Source organism: Bradyrhizobium sp. CCBAU 45394, from assembly GCF_028128655.1.
Taxonomy (GTDB): Bacteria; Pseudomonadota; Alphaproteobacteria; order Rhizobiales; family Xanthobacteraceae; genus Bradyrhizobium; species Bradyrhizobium diazoefficiens.
This window is the reverse complement of record NZ_LBIX01000151.1, coordinates 1-21,784: the sequence shown is the minus strand read 5'-3', so window position 1 is coordinate 21,784 and position 21,784 is coordinate 1. Positions and strand designations below refer to the sequence as shown.

General features: G+C 65.2%; 21 protein-coding genes. 14 read left to right on the top strand and 7 right to left on the bottom strand.

The window, feature by feature from the left end; translation table 11 throughout:
- Window positions 1-61: 61 nt before the first annotated feature.
- The 6 genes from metK (at window position 62) to WN73_RS15965 (ending at window position 6,325) form a co-directional block, all read left to right on the top strand.
- Window positions 62-1,258, top strand: coding sequence for a methionine adenosyltransferase (gene metK / locus WN73_RS15990; RefSeq protein ID WP_011088686.1), 1,197 nt, complete (start codon window positions 62-64; stop codon window positions 1,256-1,258).
- A 123-nt stretch (window positions 1,259-1,381) separates the two neighbouring features.
- Entirely contained in the window at window positions 1,382-2,803 is a 1,422-nt protein-coding gene (gene ahcY / locus WN73_RS15985) for an adenosylhomocysteinase (protein ID WP_011088685.1), read from the top strand.
- Window positions 2,804-2,972: 169 nt separating this feature from the next.
- A complete protein-coding gene (locus WN73_RS15980; RefSeq protein ID WP_011088684.1) occupies window positions 2,973-3,392 on the top strand; it encodes a nuclear transport factor 2 family protein in 420 nt (139 codons plus the stop codon).
- Window positions 3,393-3,443: 51 nt separating this feature from the next.
- Window positions 3,444-4,910, top strand: a complete 1,467-nt coding sequence (locus tag WN73_RS15975; RefSeq protein ID WP_271553688.1) for a flavin-containing monooxygenase — start codon at window positions 3,444-3,446, stop codon at window positions 4,908-4,910.
- A gap of 142 nt (window positions 4,911-5,052) precedes the next feature.
- The gene (locus WN73_RS15970) at window positions 5,053-5,715 is read left to right on the top strand and encodes a nucleotide-binding protein (RefSeq protein WP_271553687.1); all 663 of its coding nucleotides are present in this window, start codon (window positions 5,053-5,055) and stop codon (window positions 5,713-5,715) included.
- Window positions 5,678-6,325 carry a phasin family protein gene (locus tag WN73_RS15965; RefSeq protein ID WP_028173202.1) on the top strand — a complete coding sequence of 216 codons (648 nt, stop codon included), beginning with the start codon at window positions 5,678-5,680 and terminating at the stop codon, window positions 6,323-6,325. Before WN73_RS15970 ends, WN73_RS15965 begins: the two co-directional genes overlap by 38 nt.
- Window positions 6,326-6,350: 25 nt before the next feature.
- Here the strand turns inward: WN73_RS15965 and WN73_RS15960 are convergent, their stop codons facing one another.
- Genes WN73_RS15960 through WN73_RS15950 form a run of 3 tightly spaced genes read right to left on the bottom strand, consistent with a single transcriptional unit; the run spans window position 6,351 to window position 8,582 of the window.
- Complete coding sequence (locus tag WN73_RS15960) at window positions 6,351-7,583, bottom strand: MFS transporter (protein WP_271553685.1); 1,233 nt, start codon at window positions 7,581-7,583, stop codon at window positions 6,351-6,353.
- Window positions 7,584-7,615: 32 nt separating this feature from the next.
- A complete protein-coding gene (locus tag WN73_RS15955) occupies window positions 7,616-7,852 on the bottom strand; it encodes a tautomerase family protein (RefSeq protein ID WP_028173203.1) in 237 nt (78 codons plus the stop codon).
- 19 nt (window positions 7,853-7,871) lie between these two features.
- Window positions 7,872-8,582 carry an SDR family NAD(P)-dependent oxidoreductase gene (locus tag WN73_RS15950; RefSeq protein WP_110116677.1) on the bottom strand — a complete coding sequence of 237 codons (711 nt, stop codon included), beginning with the start codon at window positions 8,580-8,582 and terminating at the stop codon, window positions 7,872-7,874.
- Between the two features lie 213 nt (window positions 8,583-8,795).
- Between WN73_RS15950 and WN73_RS15945 the strand changes: the two genes are divergently transcribed.
- The 4 genes from WN73_RS15945 (at window position 8,796) to WN73_RS15930 (ending at window position 11,566) form a co-directional block, all read left to right on the top strand.
- On the top strand, window positions 8,796-9,719 hold the full coding sequence (locus WN73_RS15945; RefSeq protein ID WP_271553681.1) for a LysR family transcriptional regulator: 924 nt from the start codon (window positions 8,796-8,798) through the stop codon (window positions 9,717-9,719).
- A gap of 145 nt (window positions 9,720-9,864) precedes the next feature.
- Window positions 9,865-10,020, top strand: a complete 156-nt coding sequence (locus tag WN73_RS15940; protein WP_165448167.1) for a hypothetical protein — start codon at window positions 9,865-9,867, stop codon at window positions 10,018-10,020.
- Between the two features lie 145 nt (window positions 10,021-10,165).
- On the top strand, window positions 10,166-11,095 hold the full coding sequence (locus tag WN73_RS15935) for an aspartyl/asparaginyl beta-hydroxylase domain-containing protein (protein ID WP_028173206.1): 930 nt from the start codon (window positions 10,166-10,168) through the stop codon (window positions 11,093-11,095).
- A 12-nt stretch (window positions 11,096-11,107) separates the two neighbouring features.
- On the top strand, window positions 11,108-11,566 hold the full coding sequence (locus tag WN73_RS15930) for a YybH family protein (RefSeq protein ID WP_162603656.1): 459 nt from the start codon (window positions 11,108-11,110) through the stop codon (window positions 11,564-11,566).
- A gap of 67 nt (window positions 11,567-11,633) precedes the next feature.
- Here the strand turns inward: WN73_RS15930 and WN73_RS15925 are convergent, their stop codons facing one another.
- The 3 genes from WN73_RS15925 to galE form a co-directional block, all read right to left on the bottom strand.
- The gene (locus WN73_RS15925) at window positions 11,634-12,335 is read right to left on the bottom strand and encodes a fumarylacetoacetate hydrolase family protein (RefSeq protein WP_110116673.1); all 702 of its coding nucleotides are present in this window, start codon (window positions 12,333-12,335) and stop codon (window positions 11,634-11,636) included.
- Window positions 12,336-12,370: 35 nt separating this feature from the next.
- On the bottom strand, window positions 12,371-14,173 hold the full coding sequence (locus WN73_RS15920; RefSeq protein WP_271553676.1) for an ABC transporter ATP-binding protein: 1,803 nt from the start codon (window positions 14,171-14,173) through the stop codon (window positions 12,371-12,373).
- A 118-nt stretch (window positions 14,174-14,291) separates the two neighbouring features.
- Window positions 14,292-15,305, bottom strand: coding sequence for a UDP-glucose 4-epimerase GalE (gene galE, locus WN73_RS15915; protein WP_028173210.1), 1,014 nt, complete (start codon window positions 15,303-15,305; stop codon window positions 14,292-14,294).
- 127 nt (window positions 15,306-15,432) lie between these two features.
- Here galE and WN73_RS15910 point away from each other — a divergent pair, with 127 nt between their 5' ends.
- A complete protein-coding gene (locus tag WN73_RS15910) occupies window positions 15,433-16,470 on the top strand; it encodes a glycosyltransferase family 4 protein (RefSeq protein WP_271553673.1) in 1,038 nt (345 codons plus the stop codon).
- Window positions 16,471-16,648: 178 nt separating this feature from the next.
- On the opposite strand, the gene waaF is transcribed toward WN73_RS15910, so the two are convergent.
- A complete protein-coding gene (waaF, locus tag WN73_RS15905) occupies window positions 16,649-17,719 on the bottom strand; it encodes a lipopolysaccharide heptosyltransferase II (RefSeq protein ID WP_271553671.1) in 1,071 nt (356 codons plus the stop codon).
- 159 nt (window positions 17,720-17,878) lie between these two features.
- Here waaF and rfaD point away from each other — a divergent pair, with 159 nt between their 5' ends.
- Genes rfaD through WN73_RS15890 form a run of 3 tightly spaced genes read left to right on the top strand, consistent with a single transcriptional unit; the run spans window position 17,879 to window position 21,639 of the window.
- Window positions 17,879-18,859, top strand: coding sequence for an ADP-glyceromanno-heptose 6-epimerase (rfaD, locus tag WN73_RS15900; protein ID WP_271553669.1), 981 nt, complete (start codon window positions 17,879-17,881; stop codon window positions 18,857-18,859).
- Window positions 18,860-18,871: 12 nt separating this feature from the next.
- The gene (gene rfaE1 / locus WN73_RS15895) at window positions 18,872-20,356 is read left to right on the top strand and encodes a D-glycero-beta-D-manno-heptose-7-phosphate kinase (protein ID WP_271553667.1); all 1,485 of its coding nucleotides are present in this window, start codon (window positions 18,872-18,874) and stop codon (window positions 20,354-20,356) included.
- Complete coding sequence (locus tag WN73_RS15890; protein ID WP_271553665.1) at window positions 20,353-21,639, top strand: O-antigen ligase family protein; 1,287 nt, start codon at window positions 20,353-20,355, stop codon at window positions 21,637-21,639. The genes rfaE1 and WN73_RS15890 overlap by 4 nt, the downstream gene beginning before the upstream one ends.
- The last annotated feature ends 145 nt before the right edge of the window (window positions 21,640-21,784 follow it).

Below are 21,784 nucleotides of genomic sequence, written 5' to 3'. Positions count from 1 at the left end.
TAATCCAAAGGTAAACATCGCAAACGAACCGCCGTGCAGTGGCGGAACAAGGGGTTTCTTGATGCGCGCGTCCTATCTCTTCACCAGCGAGTCCGTGTCCGAGGGCCATCCGGACAAGGTCTGCGACCGGATCTCCGATGAAATCGTCGATCTGTTCTACCGCGAGGGGCCGAAAGCCGGCATCGACCCGTGGCAAATCCGCGCCGCCTGCGAAACGCTCGCGACTACCAACAAGGTCGTGATCGCCGGCGAGACCCGCGGCCCGAAGTCCGTCACCAACGAGCAGATCGAGGGCGTCGTGCGCGCCGCGATCAAGGACATCGGCTACGAGCAGGAAGGTTTCCACTGGAAGACCTGCGACATCGAGATTCTGCTGCATCCGCAGTCGGCCGACATCGCCCAGGGCGTCGACGCGCTTCAGCCGGGTGAGGTCAAGGAAGAAGGCGCGGGCGACCAGGGCATCATGTTCGGTTACGCCACCAACGAGACGCCTGACTTGATGCCGGCGCCGATCTTCTACGCCCACAAGATCCTGCGCCTCATCTCCGAAGCGCGCCACTCCGGCCGCGAGAAGGTGCTGGGCCCGGATTCCAAGAGCCAGGTCACCGTGCAGTACGAGAACGGCAAGCCGGTCGGCGTGCGCGAGATCGTGGTCTCCCACCAGCATCTGGTGCCGGACCTCACCTCCAGCCAGGTGCGCGACATCGTCGAGCCTTATGTGCGCGAGGCGCTGCCGAAGGACTGGATCACGCCGAAGACCATCTGGCACATCAACCCTACCGGCAAGTTCTACATCGGCGGTCCCGACGGCGACGCCGGCCTGACCGGCCGCAAGATCATCGTCGACACCTATGGTGGCGCGGCCCCGCATGGCGGCGGTGCGTTCTCCGGCAAGGATCCGACCAAGGTCGACCGTTCTGCGGCCTACGCCGCGCGCTACGTCGCCAAGAACATCGTTGCTGCCGGTCTCGCCGACCGCTGCACGCTGCAGCTTGCCTATGCCATCGGCGTGGCGCGGCCGCTGTCGATCTACATCGACACCCACGGCACCGGCAAAGTGCCGGAGGAACAGCTCGAGAAGGCGGCGGCGCAGGCGATGGATCTCACGCCCCGCGGCATCCGCAGCCATCTCGACCTCAACCGCCCGATCTACGCGCGCACCTCGGCCTACGGCCATTTCGGCCGTACACCCGACAACGAGGGCGGCTTCTCCTGGGAGAAGACCGATCTCGTCGAGCAGCTGAAGCGCGCGCTCTAGTTCACTTGCGTCATTCCGGGGCGCCGCGACAGCGGCGAACCCGGAATCTCGATCCTCCGGATTCCGGGTTCGCTCTTTTCGCGAGCGCCCCGGAATGACGAGTCAAACAAACAGGAACCCCCTATGAACGCGAAGCCCGGCTTCACCGATTACATCGTCAAGGACATTTCGCTCGCCGATTTCGGCCGCAAGGAACTCTCGCTCGCCGAGACCGAGATGCCCGGCCTGATGGCCACCCGCGAGGAGTTCGGCCCGAAGCAGCCGCTGAAGGGCGCGCGCATCGCCGGCTCGCTGCACATGACGATCCAGACCGGGGTGCTGATCGAGACGCTGGCAGCACTCGGCGCCGACATTCGCTGGGTCTCCTGCAACATCTATTCGACGCAGGACCACGCTGCCGCCGCGATCGCGGCCGCCGGCATTCCCGTCTTCGCCGTCAAGGGAGAGACGCTGACCGAATACTGGGACTACACCGCCAAGCTGTTCGACTGGCACGGCGGCGGTCATCCGAACATGATCCTCGATGACGGCGGTGACGCCACCATGTACGTCCATCTCGGTCTGCGTGCCGAGAACGGCGACACCGCCTTCCTCGACAAGCCCGGCTCCGAGGAAGAGGAAGTCTTCTTCGCGCTTCTGAAGAAGCAGCTCAAGGAAAAGCCGAAGGGCTACTTCGCCGAGATCGCCAAGAGCATCAAGGGCGTTTCCGAAGAGACCACCACGGGCGTGCATCGTCTGTATGACATGCAGAAGGCCGGCACGCTGCTGTGGCCGGCGATCAACGTCAACGACAGCGTCACCAAGTCCAAGTTCGACAACCTCTATGGCTGCCGTGAATCGCTGGTCGACGGCATCCGCCGCGGCACCGACGTGATGATGTCGGGCAAGGTCGCGATGGTCGCGGGCTTCGGCGACGTCGGCAAGGGCTCGGCCGCCTCGCTGCGCCAGGCCGGCTGCCGCGTGATGGTCTCCGAAGTCGATCCGATCTGCGCGCTCCAGGCCGCGATGGAAGGCTACGAGGTCGTGACCATGGAGGACGCCGCCCCGCGCGCCGACATCTTCGTCACCGCGACCGGCAACAAGGACATCATCACCATCGAGCACATGCGCGCGATGAAGGATCGCGCCATCGTCTGCAACATCGGCCACTTCGACAACGAGATCCAGATCGCGGGTCTGCGTAACCTGAAGTGGACCAACATCAAGCCGCAGGTCGACGAGATCGAATTCCCCGACAAGCACCGCATCATCATGCTGTCGGAGGGGCGCCTCGTGAACCTCGGCAACGCGATGGGTCATCCGTCCTTCGTGATGTCGGCGTCCTTCACCAACCAGACGCTGGCGCAGATCGAGCTGTTCGCCAACAACAAGGACGGCAAGTACAAGAAGGAAGTCTACGTGCTGCCGAAGACCCTCGACGAGAAGGTCGCGCGCCTCCACCTCGCCAAGATCGGCGTCAAGCTCACCGAGCTGCGCAAGGACCAGGCCGACTATATCGGCGTGAAGCAGGAAGGCCCGTACAAGAGCGATCACTACCGCTACTGAGCCAGCCTCATCGAAACATCAAAGCCCCGGAGCGATCCGGGGCTTTTTTGTTGCCCACCCGTCTGATACGCTCTCAGGTAGAGCCAGAAAAAGCCTGCCACCTTTGCAGCGGGCGGCCCATTGCCCGGCACATATTGTCTGACACCGAAAGCATTGTGGAGGAAGTGCGATGTCCAACGAGGCCGCTAACGTCAAGATCTTGCAGGACGCCTATCACCGGTGGAACGAGAGCAAGGGAGGTAGCGTCGACCATTGGTTCGACGTCGTCGTTGCTCCGAAGATCAACTTTGCCTCGATCCCGCGCGGCGTCGAGCCGCTGGCATTTGCCACGGAATACCACGACAGCGTGAAGCTCCGCGATTATTTCGACACGCTGCTGTCCGAGTGGAGCATGCAGCATTACACGATAAATGAATACGTGGCGCAGGGCGACGCGGTCGTCGCGCGAGGCTCCTGCGCCTGGATCAACAAGCGGACCGGAAAACTCGCCGAAACGCCCAAGCTCGATTTCTGGCGCTTCAAGGACGGCAAGGCGATCGAATTCTACGAGTATTTCGATACGGCCTGCGTGGTCGCCGCAGCGACCTGACGGTTGCAATTCGGCGCGGCGCCGCCCATCCTGTGTGGAGGGAGAAACGCGATGGCCGAAGCCAAAGAACATGTCGACGTGCTGATCGTCGGTGCCGGCCTGTCCGGCATCGGCGCGGGCTATCATCTTCAGGCGAAGTGCCCGGGCAAGAGCTACGTCATTCTCGAGGGCCGCGACTGCATCGGCGGCACCTGGGATCTGTTCCGCTATCCCGGCATCCGTTCGGACAGCGACATGTTCACGCTCGGCTATTCGTTCAAGCCTTGGACTGATCCGAAGGCGATCGCCGACGGGCCGCAGATCCTGAACTATGTGCGCGAAACCGCGGCCGAGAACGGCATCGCGAAGCACATCCGCTTCCGCCATCGCGTTAAGCGTGCGGCGTGGTCGACGTCGGATGCGCGCTGGACCGTGGAGGCCGAGCGCATCACGGGCGAGGGCGCGACCGAGGTCGTGCGCTTCACCTGCAATTTCCTGTTCATGTGCTCGGGCTATTACAAATACGAGGCGGGCTATACGCCGGAGTTCAAGGGCGCGGCGGATTTCGCCGGCCGCATCGTGCATCCGCAGAAATGGACCGAGGACATCGACTACGCCGGCAAGCGCGTCGTCGTGATCGGCTCGGGCGCGACCGCGGTGACGCTGGTGCCGGAGCTCGCCAAGAAGGCGGCGCAGGTCACCATGCTCCAGCGTTCGCCGACCTATGTGGTGTCGCGTCCGGCGCAGGACCCCGTCGCCAACAAATTGCGCCGCAACCTGCCGGCGCGGCTTGCCTATCATCTGATCCGCTGGCGCAACGTGATGTGGGGGATGTTCTTCTTCCAGCTCAGCCGGCGCAGGCCCGCGAAGGTGAAGGACCTCATTCTCAAAGGCGTGCAGATGGCGCTCGGCCCGGACTACGACGTCGCGACCCATTTCACGCCGCGCTACAATCCCTGGGACCAGCGGCTGTGCCTCGTGCCGGATGGCGACCTGTTCAAGGCGATCCGCGAGCAGCGGGCTTCCGTCGTCACGAGCGAGATCGACAATTTTACCCGCGACGGGATCCGCCTGAAGGACGGCCGGGAGCTCGCGGCCGATATCATCGTCACCGCGACGGGGCTGGTGCTCCAGGTCGTCGGCGGTCTCGAGATCAGCGTCGACGGCCGCGCTGTCGATTTCGCCAATACGCTGACTTACAAGGGCATGATGTATGCCGACGTGCCCAACATGGCGTCGGCTTTCGGCTACACCAACGCGTCCTGGACGCTGAAATGCGATCTCACCTGCGAATATGTCTGCCGGCTCATCAACTACATGGACCGGCACAATTTCCGCCAGTGCATGCCGCACAATGACGATCCGACGATCACCGCGCAGCCGTCGCTCGATTTCACCTCGGGTTACGTGCAGCGCTCGGTCGCCAAGATGCCGAAGCAGGGCTCGAAGCAGCCGTGGCGGCTGTACCAGAACTATGCCCTCGACATCGTCTCCTTGCGCTTCGGCCGGATCGACGACGGTGTGATGCAATACTCCTGATCTTGCTACGTAAATTACCGGGAGAGGCTCGCGATCGCTTGAGACGAATCGCGACTTGGGGTAGAATTTTTGCGCTGCAAGAAGTTTATTTCCGGCGGTGTCTGAGTTCCACGTTGTTGCCGTCCTGAGGAGAACGCGGAACATGTACATCCTTGCTCTGGTCACGCAGAAAGGCGGAAGCGGCAAGAGCACGCTGTCCGTTGGGCTGGCGGTGGCAGCGATGCAGCGCGGCGAGCGCGTCGCTCTCATTGAGGCGGATGCGCAAGGTACGATCTCGAGATGGAAAGGGCGCCGTGAGAAGCCCTATCCTCGCGTCGATTGCGTCACCGATCCCAGCGAAATCGAGCCGGTGATATCCCGCCTCAAGGCCGAAGGGGTTGGGCTCGCAATCATCGACACAGCTGCCACGAACAATGCCTTGGCGGCGCGCGCCATTGCCAGTGCCGATCTTTGTCTCATCCCGGCTCGTCCGAGCCCGGCCGATATCGAAGCCGCAATACCAACGCTGATCGCTACCCGCAGGCTCGATCGCCGGTTTGCCTTCATCCTCAATCAGGCGCCCACACGGGGGGGCCGGTTGAGCGAAGCTGCCACGTCGCTCAACTCGCTCGGCTTGCTTGCGCTCCCCTTCATTGGGCAGCGCAACGACCACCAGGATGCGCTCGGGGCAGGGCTGGGCGTAACCGAGTACGCGCCGGAGGGAAAAGCCTCGGAGGAAATTGCGGCCCTGTGGGGTTGGATCTCGGAGCGCCTTATCGTGGAGTCGAATGATCATGGGCAAGCCGCGCTCAAGACAGCCTGCTGACGTTGCACGCGCCGGGCGTCGCTCGCTGGTGGAGCTGGCGGCCGAAGTGAGCCGCGCCGTCGACGAGGGCTTGGCGATGCCGCCGGGCTCGGTCTCCGCCGTCCTGCAAGATGCGCCGCAGATCGCGCAAGCTGCGCCCGCTCCGATGACTGTTCCGGTACAAGAAGCGGCCGGCGTCATCGCTGCAAGACCTGAACCTCCGGGCACTACCACCATTGATCTCATGGTGGACATCGCCAAGGATTGTCAGGCGCGTGCTTTGGACGGCATGAAGACTGGTGCTCACGCTGCGCTGGATTATGCCAGGGACCTCGCCAAGCCACGGCTGGCCGATGTGGCATCGGAGGCCAATGGAATCGCCGCCGGAGAAGGCCACCTCATCGAGGCAATTGGAACGGCGGCTGAGTGTCGCGTCGTCGTGCTCGAACTGATGAAAGTCAATGCGGGCGCGACCTTGGAGTATGCGCGGGAGTTGGGCCGTGCGAGAACCCTGGCGGAGTTGGTTGAGCTGTCGAGCACGCATGCGCGACAGCAATGTGAGTTGGTCCTGAAGCAAACCGAGCTGCTGCGATCGCTTGCTCAAATCATGACAAAGCCCGGTGCCGGGTAGCACCGCTCGCCTGCCGTCATCGCGCTCAGGATCTGCGCGGGACGATCAGTGCGAGGCCGAGATCAATCGCGAGCGCCAGGACCGCTGCGCCGCCGCCTAAACCGAACAGCACGAGATAGTCGCCCCCGGTCTGCGCATAGATCCAGGAGAAGCCGTAAGCCGCGGCCGCCTGGAACAGCGCAAAGCTGGTGGTGGCATGGCTCCATGTCGCGCGCTGCTGCTCGGTTGCGTGCGGGACCAGCTCGTGGATTCGTCCGAGCACCAGCGGCACGATGCCGGGCGTGAAGCCGCCGACCACGATGCTCGACACGATCAGCGAAACCGGCGCGGTGCTGACGGTCGGCAGCAGCACGGCCGCCGCCTCGATCAGGAAGGCTGCGCGCAGCGCCGGACCGAAGCCTGACCGGTCGCCAAGATGGCCGGTGACGAGCGGGCCGACGATCGCGCCGAGACCATACAGCACCCAGTAGCGCGATCCCGCGGCAATGCCCTGGCCGAGCCCGCGCGCCACGAAATCGACGATGAACACCATGTGCGGCACCAGCGCCACCGCGTCGAGGCCGTATTGGACCAGCAGCGCGCGGGCCGCCGTCGATGCATGGTGGTGCTTCGCGTGATGCAAAGGCGCAGCACTAGCCTTCGTTTCCGCAGGCCAGTTCCACCAGCTTGCGAGGGTGAGCAGGGCGGAGAGGGCGCCAAGACCATACCAGCTCTGCTGCAGGCCTTGTTGCAGCAGCAGCGGCACCAGCGTGCCCGACGCGGCGACGCCAAGGCCGACGCCCGCGAAGATCACGCCGCCGGCGATGCCGCGCCTCGCGGCCGAAATGTGCGGCAGGATGACGGACGCCGCCAGCACCATGATGACGCCGCCGGTGAGACCCGACAGGAAGCGCCAGGCGAAGAACCAGGAGAACGACACCGGGGCGGAGCTGGCAAAGAAAGAGAGCGTTGCGAGCAGCATCATCGCACGCAACGCGCCGACCGCGCCGACGCGGGTGGCGACGGCCCGGGCCGCGAGTGCGCCCGCAAGGTAACCGGCAAGATTCGCCGCGCCGAGATAGACGACATCCGACGCGCTGAACCACTTTGCCGCGATCAGCGCCGGGATCAGAGGCGTGTACGAGAAGCGGGCGAGGCCAAGTCCGACCAGCGAGGCGGACAAGCCCGCCACCGCATATCGCCAAATCTGCCATGATTCCGATCCCGGCCGCTGATGCGGCCGGGTCTCAACCTGCTGCTTCGTATCTGCGTTGGTCATGTCATCCTCCTGCGCGCTCGATCGCGCGCGGATCATCCAGTCTGGGCGGCGCGGCGACGCCGGAATTCCGGCACGGGCAGGCCGCCCCAGCCCCAATTGTCGGTGTCGACTTCCTCGATCACGACGAAGGTGGAATCGAGCGGCTTGCCGAGCACGTCGAGCAGGAGCTGGCTCGATCCCTTGATCAGCGCGGCCTTCTCTTCCGCCGTGAGCGACGCCGCGCCCGGCGTCGTTCCTTCGCGGGTCACTTGAATGGTGACGATGGGCATGGTGTCTCTCCTCTCGCGCTCAGTGGCCGGCGCTCTGGCCGCCGTCGACATGCAGGATCTCGCCGGTGACGAAGGACGCACCCTCGAGATAGAGCACGGCATCGACGATGTCGGACATCTCGCCCATGTGGCCGACCGGATGCAGCGCGCTGAGCTCGGCATGCGTCGAAACCGGATGCATCGGCGACCTGATGACGCCGGGCGCCACTGCGTTCACGCGGATGCCGCGCCTCGCGTATTCGATCGCGAGCGATTTGGTCGCGGCGTTGAGGCCGCCCTTGCTCAGTGAGGCCAGCACCGAGGGCACGTTGGAATTGGCGTGATCGACCAGGGTCGTCGTGATCTGCACGATATGGCCAGAACCCTGCTTCTCCATCTCGGCGATGGCGAGCTGCGTGATGTTGAAGAACCCGGCGACGTTGGTGCCCATCACCGCCGCGTAGTCCTCGGCGGTGTACTGCGTGAACGGCTTTGCGACGAAGATGCCGGCATTGTTGACCAGCGTGTCGACGCGGCCGAAGCGGGCGACGGCTTGCGAAACCACGCGCTCGGCGGTGGCCCGGTCGGCGATGTCGCCGGGAACGGCGAGGACGTCGTCGTCGCCCGACGGCTTGATGGAGCGCGCCGTTGCGACGACGCGATAATTGCGATCGCGAAAACCCTGGACCAGGGCGGCGCCGATGCCCTGCGATGCACCGGTGATGATGGCGACCTTCTGCTCGATACCCATGACGGACTCCTGTTGTTGGGTTTCAGAACCTGTGCCAGCGGCTGCTGGCCTGCGCGCTGAGGTACGCCGCGGCGGCCCGGCTGCGAATACACGTTGTCCGGCAGACACTGTTACGCGGCGCGAACGAATGCCGGATCGGCCGCGGCGGCGGTTGTCGCGGCGCGGGCGAACGCCTAGCTTGTCACCGGAATTTGATGGTGCGGCGGGAAGCGTATGGATCGTCTGGATGCGATGAAGGTGTTCGTCCTTGCGGTGGACGAGGGCAGCCTCGCCGCCGCCGGGCGCAAGCTCGGCCGCTCGCCGGCGGCGGTGAGCCGCGCCATCGCCTTCCTGGAGGAGCGGGTCGGCGCCGAGCTGCTGCACCGGACGACGCGGTCGATCAAGCTGAGCGAGGAAGGCGAGCGCTATGTCGCGATCTGCCGCCGCGTGCTCACCGAGCTGGAGGAGGCCGACGACTTCGCGGCCGGGCCGCGCGCGGCTCCCCGCGGCCTGCTCACCATCACGGCGCCGGTGGTCTCGGGGGAGATGGTGCTGCGGCCGATCCTCGATGCGTTTCTCGACGCCTATCCGACCGTGTCGGCAAAGCTTCTGCTGTTCGACCGCGCGGTCAACCTGATCGAGGAGGGCGTCGACATCGCGCTTCGCATTGGCCATCTCGCGGATTCGGCGATGGTGGCGATGCGGATCGGCGAGATCAGCCGTGTCGTGGTGGCTGCTCCCCGCTATCTAAAGCAGCATCCGCGCATCACCGAGCCCGGCGATCTCGCCAAGCATCAGATCGTGGCGATGGCGCATCTGCCCAATTCCTGGACCTTCGCGCCACAGGCGGGCTCGTCGGCAGCCCGCACGGTTCAATTCACGCCGCGGCTCGTCGTCAACAGCACCTATGCGGCCGTGGCGTCCGCGGTCGCCGGGCGCGGCGTCGCGCGGATGTATTCGTACCAGGTCGCCGAGCAGGTCGCGCGCGGCGAGCTCGAGATCGTACTGGCCGCCGACCAGGATCCGGAGATGCCCGCGCATTTGATCTGCCCGCAGGGGCGGCTCTCGGTGCCCAAGGTGCGGGCGTTCACCGACTTTGCCGTGCCTCGGCTGAAGAAGCAGTTCGCGCTGCTGAAGAAGAGCATCAATGCGCGCTGAGCCGCTGCGCGCCCGGCAATGCGTTGTTTTGCGTATACGGCTGCCGGGCTGAATCGGCGATGCTGCCCTGACGGTTAACGCGGATTTAACGGATGAGTCCTAGCCTGTCTCGGCCGGGGTTACTCGCAAGGCCGAGGTGAGCCCAATGGAAGCCCAGAAGATCGCGGTCGACGCCGTCGTCGCGCTGACCGATTGCGACCGCGACGCCGTCATCGCGTTCATCCGCAGGCTCTATCTCGCCGGCGTAACCGACCCCAAGCGCCTGACCTTCAAGGGTCTCCAGGCACTGGCGCGGGCGTAGTTCGGCTCGTTTCGGCCGGTTTCAGCCCCAGGTTCCGTACCCCCGCTCTCCCCAGCGTGATTGCAACCTACCGGCGAATATCTTGCCGGTCGGGCCGGCTCGGAGTAGATCACGTCCCCGGCTGGGTCACTCGGGAACTGGGGAAATGCTGAAACAGCTTTTTGCGCCGCAACTCGTCATTCTGTATGTACTCGCGGCATCGACAATCTACGTTCACTTCCGCGGCAAGCAACGGCTGCGCTTCGCGCGCCAGCTTGGCGATCACTCGACCTATCTCGCCCCCTACAATGTGCTGATGTATGCGGGCTCGGCGGTGCCGAACAAGCCGGTGATCCCGGTCGAGCAGTTTCCCGAACTCAAGCCGCTCAGCGAGAATTGGGAGACCATCCGCGACGAGGCCGTGCGCCTGTTCGACGAAGGCTTCATCCGCGCAGCCGCCAAGAACAACGACTGGGGCTTCTACTCGTTCTTCAAGAGCGGCTGGAAGCGGTTTTACCTGAAATGGTACGACGACTTCCTGCCGTCGGCGCGCACGCTGTGCCCGAAGACGGTGGAGCTGCTCAATTCGATTCCGAGCGTGCACGGCGCGATGTTCGCGATGCTGCCGCCCGGCGGCAGGCTGGGCGCGCACCGCGATCCCTTTGCCGGCTCGCTGCGCTATCACCTCGGCCTCGTCACGCCGAACTCGAACAAGTGCCGCATCCTGGTCGACGGCGTCGAATGCGTCTGGCGTGACGGCGAGGCCTTCATGTTCGACGAGACCTTCATCCACAGCGCGGAGAACGCGACCGACGTCAATCGCATCATCCTGTTCTGCGACGTCGAGCGCCCGATGAAGTTCGGCTTCATGACCGCGATCAACCGCTGGGTCAGCCATCACATCGTCAAGGCATCGGCGACCCAGAACGTCGACGGCGAAAGCGTCGGCGTGCTCAACAAGGTGTTCGGCAAGCTTTACGAGATCCATCTCGCCAGCCGCAAGGTCAAGGAGTGGAACCGCAACGTCTACTACACGCTGAAATACTCGCTGACGGCGCTGATCCTCGGTCTGATCGTGATGTCGGCGTTGCGGTAAACCGAGGTGCGAATGGTCCCCTTGCCGACCGCGAACACCGAGATAGTGCAATTCTTCCGCCAGTGGCTGGAAACCTTCGCGGGCTATGTCCGTGAGGTCGACTACGCTTCGGCGCGGCCGCTGTTTCATCCCGAGGTGCTTGCTTTCGGCACGCACAACGATGTCATCCCGGGCCTCGACCAATGGGTCTCAACGCAATGGGACAACGTCTGGCCGAAGACGGCCGACTTCCGTTTCGTGCTCGAGCAGACCTCGGTTCTGGCATCCCCCGACGGCGCGATGGCAACCGTGATCGCGCCGTGGACGAGCACGGGCTATCATCCCGACGGCAGCGCGTTTCCGCGTCCGGGCCGGGCGACGATGGTGTTCTCCAAAACCGCCGACGGCTGGCTGTGCGTGCATTCCCACATGTCGCTCAATCGCGGTGTGCCGCAGGCGAGCCACGCCAATCGGCCGGTGAAGGCCCGGTAGATGCGATCCGAACAGAAAAGGCCCCGGACATGTCCGGGGCCTTTTCGATTTCGAGATGTCGTGCAGCCTATTCCGGCTGACCGATCGAGACCTTCAGGGTGCCGACGCCGTCGACGCCGCATTCGAGCTTGTCGCCGGGCTGGAGTTGCGACACGCCGGCCGGCGTGCCCGTCATGATGATGTCGCCGGCGGCGAGCTTCACCTGCTGCGAGAGCTGCCAGATGATTTCAGGCACGTTCCAGATCAGCTCGGTGAGGTCGCCCTTTTGCGCCTCCTTGCCGTTGACCGTGAGCCAGATCTTGCCCTTGGCGGGATGGCCGATCTTCGCGGCCGGCTGCACGGCGGAGCAGGGCGCGGAATAGTCGAACGACTTGCCGATCTCCCACGGACGCTCCTTCTTGCGCGAGGCGATCTGGAGGTCGCGGCGGGTGAGGTCGATGCCGACGGCGTAGCCGTAGACATGGTCGAGCGCCTTGTCGGCGGGAATGTTCAGCCCGCCGCTCTTCATCGCGACGATCAGTTCGACCTCGTGATGCAGGTCCTTGGTTAGCGGCGGATAGGGGATGGTGGCGCCATCGGGCACCAGCATGTCGGCGTGCTTGGCGAAGAAGAACGGCGGCGCGCGCTCGTCATTGCCCATCTCGCGGATGTGCTCGAGATAGTTGCGGCCGACGCACCAGATGCGGCGCACCGGATAGCGGCCGCTTTCACCGACGACGGGAAGCGAAGCCTGGGGCGGAAGCGGGATGACGTAGGAGGCGGCGTTCATGAAGCGGTCTCGCTGCTCTTGGGGTAAAGGGAACTCTATGCGGTTGCGCTGATCGGCGCCAGAGTGCCGGCGTCGTGATGTTGCAACCGGAAGAACGAGGCGTAGCGGCCCGAGCGGCGCAGCAGCTCGTCGTGCCGGCCCCGCTCGACGATCTCGCCGCCCTCGACCACCAGGATGCTATCGGCATGCATGATGGTGTGCAGGCGGTGCGCGATCACGATGGTGGTGCGGTTCTGGCAGAGATGCTCGATCGCCTCCTGCACCTGCTTCTCGGACTCGGAGTCGAGCGCGGCGGTGGCTTCGTCCAGCAGGATGATCGGTGCGTTCTTGACCAGCGCGCGCGCGACCGCGATGCGCTGGCGCTGGCCGCCCGAAAGCTGTGTGCCGTGCTCGCCCACCGGCGTGTCGTAGCCGAGCGGGAAGCTCATGATGAAATCATGCGCGCAGGCCGCTTTCGCGGCATCGATGATCTGGTCTTCGGTCGCGCCCGGCTTGCCGAAGGCGATGTTGTTGCGGATGGTGTCGCGGAACAGATAGACGTCCTGGCCGACATAGGCGGTCTGAGCCCGCAGCGACTTGCGCGAGACCGCGCCGGTCGACTGGCCGTCGATGACGATGTCGCCCTGCGTCACCTCGTAGAAGCGCAACAGCAGCCCCAGCACGGTCGACTTGCCGCCGCCGGAGGGGCCGACCAGCGCGGTGACCTTGCCGGGCTCGGCGGTGAAGCTCATGCGGTTGAGGACGGTCTCGCCAGCGCGATAAGAAAAGCTGACGTCGCGCAGCTCGATCCGCGCGTCCGACAGCTTCAGCGCCGGCTTGTCGTCGTCGGAGTGCTCGCTCGCCGGGCTGTCGACGACCTCCAGCAGCATGCGCGCGCCGACGAGCTGGCTGTTGAGGTCGATGTTGAGCCGCGCCAGCCGCTTGGCCGGCTCGGTCGCCATCAGGAAGGCGGTCATGAACGAGAAGAACGCGCCGGGCGTGGCGTTGAGCGCGACCACGCTGTAGCCGCCGTAAAGGAGACAGCCGGCGACCGCGAAGCCGCCGAGCATCTCCATCAGCGGATTCGACCGGTTGGCGACGCGGGCCATCTTGTTGGCGTTGCGCTCGACGATCGCGATGTTCTCGTCGATGCGCTTCTGCATGGTCTCTTCGAGCGTGAAGGCCTTGACGGTGCGGATGCCTTGCAGCGATTCCTGCATCGTCTCCATGATGTCGGCGGTGCCGGTGAACTGGTTGAAGGCGAGGCCCTTGATGCGCTTGACCAGCTTGCGCAGCACCAGCATCGCCGGCGGCACTGCAACGAGGCCGATGAACGACATCAGCGGGTCCTGCCACACCATCACGCCGATCATGGCGAGCAGCATTAGCAAGTCGCGCCCGATGGCGTTGACCAGCATGTTGAGCACGTCGGTGATGGATTTGGCGCCGGCCGTCAGCCGCGCCAGGAATTCGGACGAATGCCGCTCGGAGAAGAAACCGATGCTCTCGCGCATCAGCTTGGCGAACAGCTGGCGCTGGTTGGTGGCGAGGATCGCGTTGGAGATCTTGGTCAGGATCACCATGTGGCCGTAGGTCGCCACGCCCTTGATGAACAGCAGGATCACCGTGATGCCCGAGAACATCGCGATGCCCGGGATGTTCTTGTCGACATAGGCCTGGTTGATGACCTGGCCGAGCACGTAGGTCGCGCCCGCGGTCGATCCGGCGGCAAGCGCCATCAGCGCGAAGGCGGCAAGGTAACGCCGCCAATAGACGATCCCCTGTTCCGTGACCAGGCGGCGAATCAGGACCGCGGCCGTATAGGGATCGTCGGTGATTTTCTTTGGAAACTGGGCCATCCGTAGTCCATTGACGGCGCAGGACAAAGCCTGCCCGCGCGTCAGGGATCGAAGGGCCTCTGTGCCCGCTAAAGCGAGGTTTTTCAAGCCCAATTAAGGGCTTGCGTCCGGATGGAATCTAGGCCGAGACGGCGTGGCGGAGCTCGCCGTGGCGCTCGCGGTACAGCTTGTCCTCCCAGGCCAGCGCATGGGCTGCGATGGTCTCGAGGTCGTCATATTGCGGCTTCCAGTCGAGCAGGCCGCGGATGCGGCTGGTGTCGGCGACCATGGTCATGATGTCGCCGGGCCGGCGCGGGGCGTATTGCACGGCGAAGCTGCGGCCCGAAACCCGGCGCACCGCGTCGATGGTCTCCAGCACCGAATAGCCGCGGCCATAGCCGCAATTAAGCGTCGTCGAGGCGCCGCCATTGCGCAGGTAAGCGAGCGCCGAGCGGTGCGCCTGCGAGAGGTCCGTGACGTGGATGAAGTCGCGGATGCAGCTTCCGTCCGGGGTCGGATAGTCGGTGCCGAACACGTCGATCTTGGCGCGCTGGCCGGTCGCGGCCTCGACCGCGATCTTGAGCAGATGCGTGGCACCGACGGTGGCAAGGCCGATGCGGGCCTGCGGATCGGCGCCCGCGACGTTGAAGTAGCGCAGGGTCACGTATTGCATGCCGTAGGCGGCGGCGACGTCGTGCAGCATGATCTCGGTCATCAGCTTGGACGAGCCGTAGGGCGACAGCGGCCGCGTCGGCGCGTGTTCGGGCACCGGCACCTGGTCAGGATCGCCGTAGACCGCTGCGGTCGAGGAGAAGATGAAACGGCCAATGCCGCGCTTGACCGCGACGTTGAGCAGGTTGCGCGCAGTCATGAAGTTGTTGCGGTAGTAGCCGAGCGGATCGCGCATCGAATCCGGCACGACCACCGAGCCGGCGAAATGGATGATGCTCTCGATGTTGTGCTGGGCGATCACACCCTCGAGCAGGTTCTCGTCGCCGGCGTCGCCAATGAACAGCGGCACGCCCTCCGGCAGATAGGCGGAGAAACCGGTGGAGAGATCGTCGATCACGACGACGTCCTCGCCGGCTTCCGCCAGCGCCAGGACCGTGTGACTTCCGATATAGCCGGCGCCGCCGGTGACTAGAACAGTCATTGATCTCACCCGTCTTCGAGCAACGCGCCAAGTTAACGTTTGCGCGGTGAAGAGGGGGTTTCGGCGCGGCTGAACTGGTCACTATGCTTAATGTTGCGTATAGGGGGTCCGCTAAACGGAGCGTGACGTGGCGAATCCCCCGGACGATCTGCAAGTGATCGTGCCAAATCTGCACAGGCGCTATTCCGGGGTCACCGCGACCAACCGGATGGTGGCGCCGCGGCTGGCAAGACTGTATCGCGCGGCGTGGTTCGGCTCCGACGCGCCGGAGGGGATCGCGCGCCTGAGCGGTGCCGATTTCCTCAAGCTATGGCGCCGCAAGACGCCGCTGATCTGGCATGCGCGCCGCAACAACGAGATGATCGCCGGCGTCGTGCTGCGCGCGCTCGGCTGGCCGCTGAAGCTCGTGTTCACCTCGGCGGCGCAGCGGCACCACAGCTGGATCACGCGATGGCTGATCCGCCGGATGGACGCGATCATCGCGACGTCGGACATCTCGGCCTCGTTCCTGAAGGTGAAGGCCACCGTGATCCCGCATGGCGTCGACACCGACGTCTATGCGCCGCCGACCGATCGCACGGCTGCCTTCGCGGAAGCCGCGCTGCCGGGCCGCTACGCGATCGGCTGCTTTGGCCGGGTGCGCGCGCAGAAGGGCACCGACGTATTCGTCGATGCGATGTGCCGGCTGCTGCCGCGCTATCCGGATTTCACCGCCGTCATCGTCGGTCAGGTCACGCCCGAGCAGACGCCCTTCGCGAACGAACTGAGGAAGCGCATCGAGGCCGCCGGCCTGCAGTCGCGCATCGTCATCACCGGCGAGCTGCCGATCGAAGCGGTGCAGCGCTGGTACCAGCGGCTGACGATCTATGCCTTCACCTCGCGCAATGAGGGCTTTGGCCTCACGCTGATCGAGGCGATGGCGGCCGGCAGCGCGCTGGTCGCCGCGCGCGCCGGTGCGGCCGAGCTCGTGGTGGAGGATGGCGTGACGGGCGTGCTGATCCCGACGGGCGATGCCGATGCGCTCGCAGCGGCGCTCGAGCCGCTGATGCAGGACGTCACGGCGGCCACTGCGATGGGCGAGCGCGGACGGGCGCGGGTGCTTGCAAAGTTCAGTCTCGATGCCGAAGCGGCGCGGATCGGCGAGGTCTATCGGCCGCTGCTCTGAGGCGCCGCTGTCGCGTCCCCAAACAAAAACCGCGAAAACAACCCCATGCACAGTAGCCGGTGCCAGCGGAATCAATGGCTTGGCGGCGGGGTCGCCGCGCTGCGGATTTTACGAAGCCGATTTGACTCGTCGGGCAAGACACTGGCAGGATGTCATCATCGGCGCAGCCCCAATGGCCTCAAGTCGTAACGCGCGCGCTCGCCTCACTCAGCACCCTTTGCGCGATCGCCACCACCTCCGACGCCGCGATATCGCGCATGCAGCGATGGTCGTTCATCTTGCAGATGGTGCTCTGGCAGGGCTGGCACGACAGGACGCTCTTGTCCTGGACCAGGGTCGCGGCAAGGCCGTTGAGGGGGGCCCAGAGGTAGGGGCTGGTCGGGCCGAAGATGCCCATGGTGGGCGTGCCGAGCGCGGCTGCGATGTGCATCAGGCCGGAATCGTTGGAGATGGCAACGCCCGCCGCGGCCATGGCCAGCACGCCGTTGCGCAGGTCCGTGCCGGTGAGGTCTCTCACCCCCCGGCCGCCGGCCGCGACGATCTCCTGGGCGAGGCCCTTTTCCGCCGGGCCACCGACCACCCAGACCTCCAGCCCGCGCTCGACCAGCAAGCGGGCGGCCTCCGGATAGTAGGTCCAGCGCTTTGAGACGCCGACCGAGCCGGGGGCAAGCGCCACGGCTGCCCCGGCGCTGAGGCCATTGGCCTGCCGCCAACGGACGATGTCCTCGGCCGGGACCCGCAATTGCGGCACCGGCCATTCCGGGGGCAGGGGCGCGCCGTCGGGCTGGGCCAGGGCGGCGTTCTTGTCGATGAAGCGGGGCAGCTTTTTTTCGCCCCAGCGCCAGCGGTTGAGGAGGCCGAACCGGAACTCACCGACGAAACCGACCCGCTCGGGGATGCCGGCCAGCGCGGGCGCGATGGCCGCTTTCCAGGTTCGGGGCAGCACCAGGGCCGTGCCGTAGTTCCGCTCGCGCAGGAGCTTTGCCAGGCCGAACTGGCGGCCAACGGCGAGCCGGCTGCGCGGCAGGTCCCAGACGATGCCAGCGCGCACGCCGGGCATGTAGTCGACCAGCGGGGCGCACAGGGACGTGGTCAGGAGATCGACCGGCCGGTTCGGCCAGCGCTCTTTCAGGACCCGCACCACGGTGTGATTTCGGACGAAATCGCCGATCCACATGTAGGGAACGATCAGGATCGGGCGGGTGTCGCTCCGATCTGCGCTTCCACTAAGTTGCGAATCTCTGTTCATTCGTTAATAGGACCGACGGCGAGCTGATGTGGCGGTTCGGTTAGCCGCTCCGGGCCGGCAGGTAAAGCCGGGAGAGCGCTGGTCCCAAAATGCTTACACTTTGGCAAATGATGCGCTACGGCAGGGATCGGGCCGCAAACATCGGGCAGGGTAGTTGGAATGTTGCTGGTGACCGGCGGAGCCGGTTTTATCGGGTCGAATGTCGTGGCTGCGTTGAACGACGCCGGCCGCAGCGACGTCGCCGTCTGTGATTTCCTCGGCACCGACGGCAAGTGGCGCAATCTCGCCAAGCGCCAGCTTGTGGATATCGTCCCCCCGGCCGAGCTGTCCGACTGGCTGAAGGGCCGCAGGCTCGACGCCGTGATCCATCTCGGGGCGATTTCCGCGACCACCGCGACCGACGGCGACCTCGTGTTCGAAACCAATTTCCGCCTCTCCATGCGCCTGCTCGACTGGTGCACGGCGAATGCGGTGCCGCTGATCTACGCCTCCTCGGCGGCGACCTATGGCGACGGCGAGACAGGCTTTGACGACGACGCCTCGGTCCTTGCGCTGAAAAAACTTCGGCCGATGAACCTCTACGGCTGGAGCAAGCATATGTTCGATCTCGCCGTAGCCGAACGGGTCGCGCGCGGCGAGAAGCTCCCGCCGCAATGGGCCGGCCTGAAATTCTTCAACGTGTTCGGCCCCAACGAGTACCACAAGGGCTCGATGATGAGCGTGCTGGCGCGGCGCTTCGACGACGTCAAGGCGGGCCGCGTCGTGCAATTGTTCAAGTCGCATCGCGAAGGCACTGCCGACGGCGACCAGCGCCGCGATTTCATCTATGTCGACGACGTCGTGCGCGTCATCATGTGGCTGCTGGCAACGCCCTCGGTGTCCGGGCTGTTCAACGTCGGCACCGGCAAGGCGCGCAGCTTCAAGGATCTGATGCTGGCTGCCTATGCGGCGCTCGGGGCGAGGCCCAACATCGAATATATCGACATGCCCGAACAGATCCGCAACAGCTATCAATACTTCACCCAAAGCGAGGTCGATCGCCTCTGCCGCGCCGGCTATAACGGCGGCTTCACGACGCTCGAGGATGCGGTGAAGGCCTATGTCGGGGATTATCTCGACCGGCCCGACCGCTTCCGCTGAGGCTCCAGGATCATGCCGACGCCCATTCTCGATTTCGACGCCCTCGCGCAAACGATCTCAGGCCGCACGGTGCTCTGCATCGGCGACATCATGCTGGACGAGTTCGTCTATGGCGAGGTGTCGCGGATTTCGCCGGAAGCGCCGACGCCGGTCATCGTTGCCCAGCGCAGCGAGATCCATATCGGCGGCGCCGGCAACGTCGCGCGCAATGTCGCCTCGCTCGGTGCGCGCTGCATCTTCGTCGGCCTCGTCGGCGAGGACGATGCGGGCAAGCGGCTCGCGGCCGCGCTTGCGGACCAGGCTGCCATCGAAAGCGTGCTGGTGTGCGATCCGTCGCGGCCGACCACGCGAAAGGTCCGCTTCGTCTCCGAGCATTTCTCCACCCACATGCTGCGCGCGGATTGGGAGCAGGCGCAGCCTGCTTCCGACGAGGTCGAGGCGAAGCTGATCGAGGCGATCCTGCCGCAGATCGCGCGCGCCGACATCGTGCTGCTGTCCGACTACGCCAAGGGCGTGCTGACGGCGCGGGTGATCCGCCACACCATCGACGCCGCACGAAAGCTCGGCAAGCCGGTGATCGTCGATCCCAAGAGCCTGAACTGGGCGATCTATCGCGGCGCGACGCTGCTCACGCCCAATCGCAAGGAATTTGCCGAGGCCACCCGCAGCCGCGCCGACACGCCGCAGAGCATCGTCGATGCCAGCGAGGACGTAATGCGGCTCGCCGATTGCGAGGCGATCCTCGTCACGCAAGGCGAGCACGGCATGACACTGGTGCCGCGCAACGGCGCGGCCGTTCACGTTCCGGCCGTCCCGGTGAAGGTGCGCGACGTCTCCGGCGCCGGTGACACCGTCGCCGCCGCGCTCGCGGTCTCGCTCGCGGCGGGCGCGGACTGGGACACGGCGCTGCGCGTGGCCAATGCCGCCGCTTCCGTCGCCGTCAGCAAGCTGGGCACCGCCATTGTGAGCACAGCCGAGCTGCGGCGAAAGATCCTGCCGCACGCCTATCTCGCGGCCGAGGAGAAGATCGTGCTCGAGCCGGCGGCGCTCGACGCGCAGCTCGCGGAATGGCGCACGCAGGGCTTGCGGGTCGGTTTCACCAATGGCTGCTTCGACATCCTGCATCCCGGCCACGTCAAGGTGCTGACCGCGGCGCGCGGCGCCTGCGACCGCCTGGTCGTGGGCCTCAACAGCGACGCCTCGGTGCGGCGGCTGAAGGGCGCCGACCGTCCGGTCCAGGACGAGCGCGCCCGTGCCGAGGTGCTGGCCGCGCTCGAAGCGGTCGATCTCGTCGTCATCTTCGAGGAGGACACGCCGATCGACCTGATCACCCGGATCAAGCCCGCTGCGCTGGTGAAGGGCGGCGACTACACCCTCGAGCAGGTGGTCGGCCATGAGGTCGTCGAGGCCGCCGGCGGTGTGGTCGTGCTGGTCGACATCCTCCAGGGTTTCAGCACGACGGCGCTGGTGCATCGCGCGCGGGGAGGGGCCAAGTGACGGCACTTGCCCGCGAGACGGCGAGCCAGATGCTGTGGCGGCGCCTGCGCAGCCCGGCGGCCTGGAGCGAGACCGTCGATCTGTTTGCCATCCTCACCGCGGCCTCGCTGCCCTGGTCGACGTCGCTTGCGGGCATCTTCAACGCCCTGATGCTGCTGTGCATGGTGCCGTTCCTCGACGTCCGCGCGTTCGTGCAGTCGCTCAAGCGTCCGATCTGCGTTGCGCCGATCGCGCTGGTCCTGCTCGCGCTGGTGGGAACGCTGTGGTCGGACGCCACCTGGGGCGCGCGTTTCTATGCCGTCAATCCGACCGTCAAGCTGCTCGTGCTTCCGGTCCTGCTCTATCATTTCGAGCGCTCGCGGCGCGGAAACTGGGTATTCATCGCCTTCCTGGTGTCCTGCGCGCTGTTGTCGGTGATGTCGTGGATCGTCGCCTTCTACCCGGACCTCGCGCTGAAGAGCGACCGCGTTGAACGCGGCATCTTCGTCAAGAATTACATCGACCAGAGCCAGGAATTCACGCTTTGCGCGGTGGCGCTTGCCTATCCGATCGTGATGCTGCTGCGCCAGAAGCGCTACTGGTTCGCCGGGCTGCTCGCGGCGCTGGCGCTGAGCTTCTTCGTCAACATGGCCTTCGTGGTGGTGTCGCGCACCGCGCTCGTCACGGTTCCGATCATGGTCGGCGTATTCGCGCTGCTTCATTTGAGGTGGCGCAGCATCGCGATCATCGCGGCCGCTCTGATCGCCGGCGCCGTTCTCGCCTGGCAGGCCTCGCCGCAATTGCGCAAGACCGCCGACAGGTTTGCCGACGAGTACACGCGCTATGTTGAGAAGGGCGAGCCGACCTCGGCGGGCTTGCGGCTCGAGTTCTGGCGCAAATCTCTCGGCTTCTTCGTTGAGGCGCCGATCGTGGGACACGGCACGGGTTCAACGCGCGGATTGTTCGAGCGCGCCGCGACACCCAGCGGACAGTACCTGGCTTCCGCAGAGGTGATCGGCAATCCGCACAACCAGACGCTGAACGTCGCCGTGCAATGGGGTGTCATCGGCGTCGTCGTCCTCTACGCGATCTGGATCCTCCATCTTCTCCTGTTTCGTGGCGACGGGCTTGCCAACTGGGTCGGCCTTCTCGTCGTCGTGCAGAATATCTTCACCTCGCTGTTCAACTCCCATCTGTTCGACTTCCACGAGGGCTGGATGTACGTCATCGGCGTCGGTGTCGCCGGCGGCATCGTGCTCCAGGCACAACAGGGCGGGGCGAAGGTGGGGGAAGCCGGTTCCTGAGCGGCCGCGCGGCTGGCAAGTCCGGTCGAGATGGGTTATCAGCGCGGTCAGGTTGCACCTAACGGGATATTCATCGGTCGTCGGATGACGCGTCTATCGCATCTCACCTTGCGCAATTTTCTGATCGCGCTCCACGACCTGCTGG

Coding starts and splice junctions, on each gene's coding strand:
- metK (WP_011088686.1), top strand. CDS start 62: ATGCGCGCGTCCTATCTCTTCACCAGCGAGTCCGTGTCCGAGGGCCAT.
- ahcY (WP_011088685.1), top strand. CDS start 1,382: ATGAACGCGAAGCCCGGCTTCACCGATTACATCGTCAAGGACATTTCG.
- WN73_RS15980 (WP_011088684.1), top strand. CDS start 2,973: ATGTCCAACGAGGCCGCTAACGTCAAGATCTTGCAGGACGCCTATCAC.
- WN73_RS15975 (WP_271553688.1), top strand. CDS start 3,444: ATGGCCGAAGCCAAAGAACATGTCGACGTGCTGATCGTCGGTGCCGGC.
- WN73_RS15970 (WP_271553687.1), top strand. CDS start 5,053: ATGTACATCCTTGCTCTGGTCACGCAGAAAGGCGGAAGCGGCAAGAGC.
- WN73_RS15965 (WP_028173202.1), top strand. CDS start 5,678: ATGATCATGGGCAAGCCGCGCTCAAGACAGCCTGCTGACGTTGCACGC.
- WN73_RS15960 (WP_271553685.1), bottom strand. CDS start 7,583: ATGACCAACGCAGATACGAAGCAGCAGGTTGAGACCCGGCCGCATCAG.
- WN73_RS15955 (WP_028173203.1), bottom strand. CDS start 7,852: ATGCCCATCGTCACCATTCAAGTGACCCGCGAAGGAACGACGCCGGGC.
- WN73_RS15950 (WP_110116677.1), bottom strand. CDS start 8,582: ATGGGTATCGAGCAGAAGGTCGCCATCATCACCGGTGCATCGCAGGGC.
- WN73_RS15945 (WP_271553681.1), top strand. CDS start 8,796: ATGGATCGTCTGGATGCGATGAAGGTGTTCGTCCTTGCGGTGGACGAG.
- WN73_RS15940 (WP_165448167.1), top strand. CDS start 9,865: ATGGAAGCCCAGAAGATCGCGGTCGACGCCGTCGTCGCGCTGACCGAT.
- WN73_RS15935 (WP_028173206.1), top strand. CDS start 10,166: ATGCTGAAACAGCTTTTTGCGCCGCAACTCGTCATTCTGTATGTACTC.
- WN73_RS15930 (WP_162603656.1), top strand. CDS start 11,108: ATGGTCCCCTTGCCGACCGCGAACACCGAGATAGTGCAATTCTTCCGC.
- WN73_RS15925 (WP_110116673.1), bottom strand. CDS start 12,335: ATGAACGCCGCCTCCTACGTCATCCCGCTTCCGCCCCAGGCTTCGCTT.
- WN73_RS15920 (WP_271553676.1), bottom strand. CDS start 14,173: ATGGCCCAGTTTCCAAAGAAAATCACCGACGATCCCTATACGGCCGCG.
- galE (WP_028173210.1), bottom strand. CDS start 15,305: ATGACTGTTCTAGTCACCGGCGGCGCCGGCTATATCGGAAGTCACACG.
- waaF (WP_271553671.1), bottom strand. CDS start 17,719: ATGAACAGAGATTCGCAACTTAGTGGAAGCGCAGATCGGAGCGACACC.
- rfaD (WP_271553669.1), top strand. CDS start 17,879: ATGTTGCTGGTGACCGGCGGAGCCGGTTTTATCGGGTCGAATGTCGTG.
- rfaE1 (WP_271553667.1), top strand. CDS start 18,872: ATGCCGACGCCCATTCTCGATTTCGACGCCCTCGCGCAAACGATCTCA.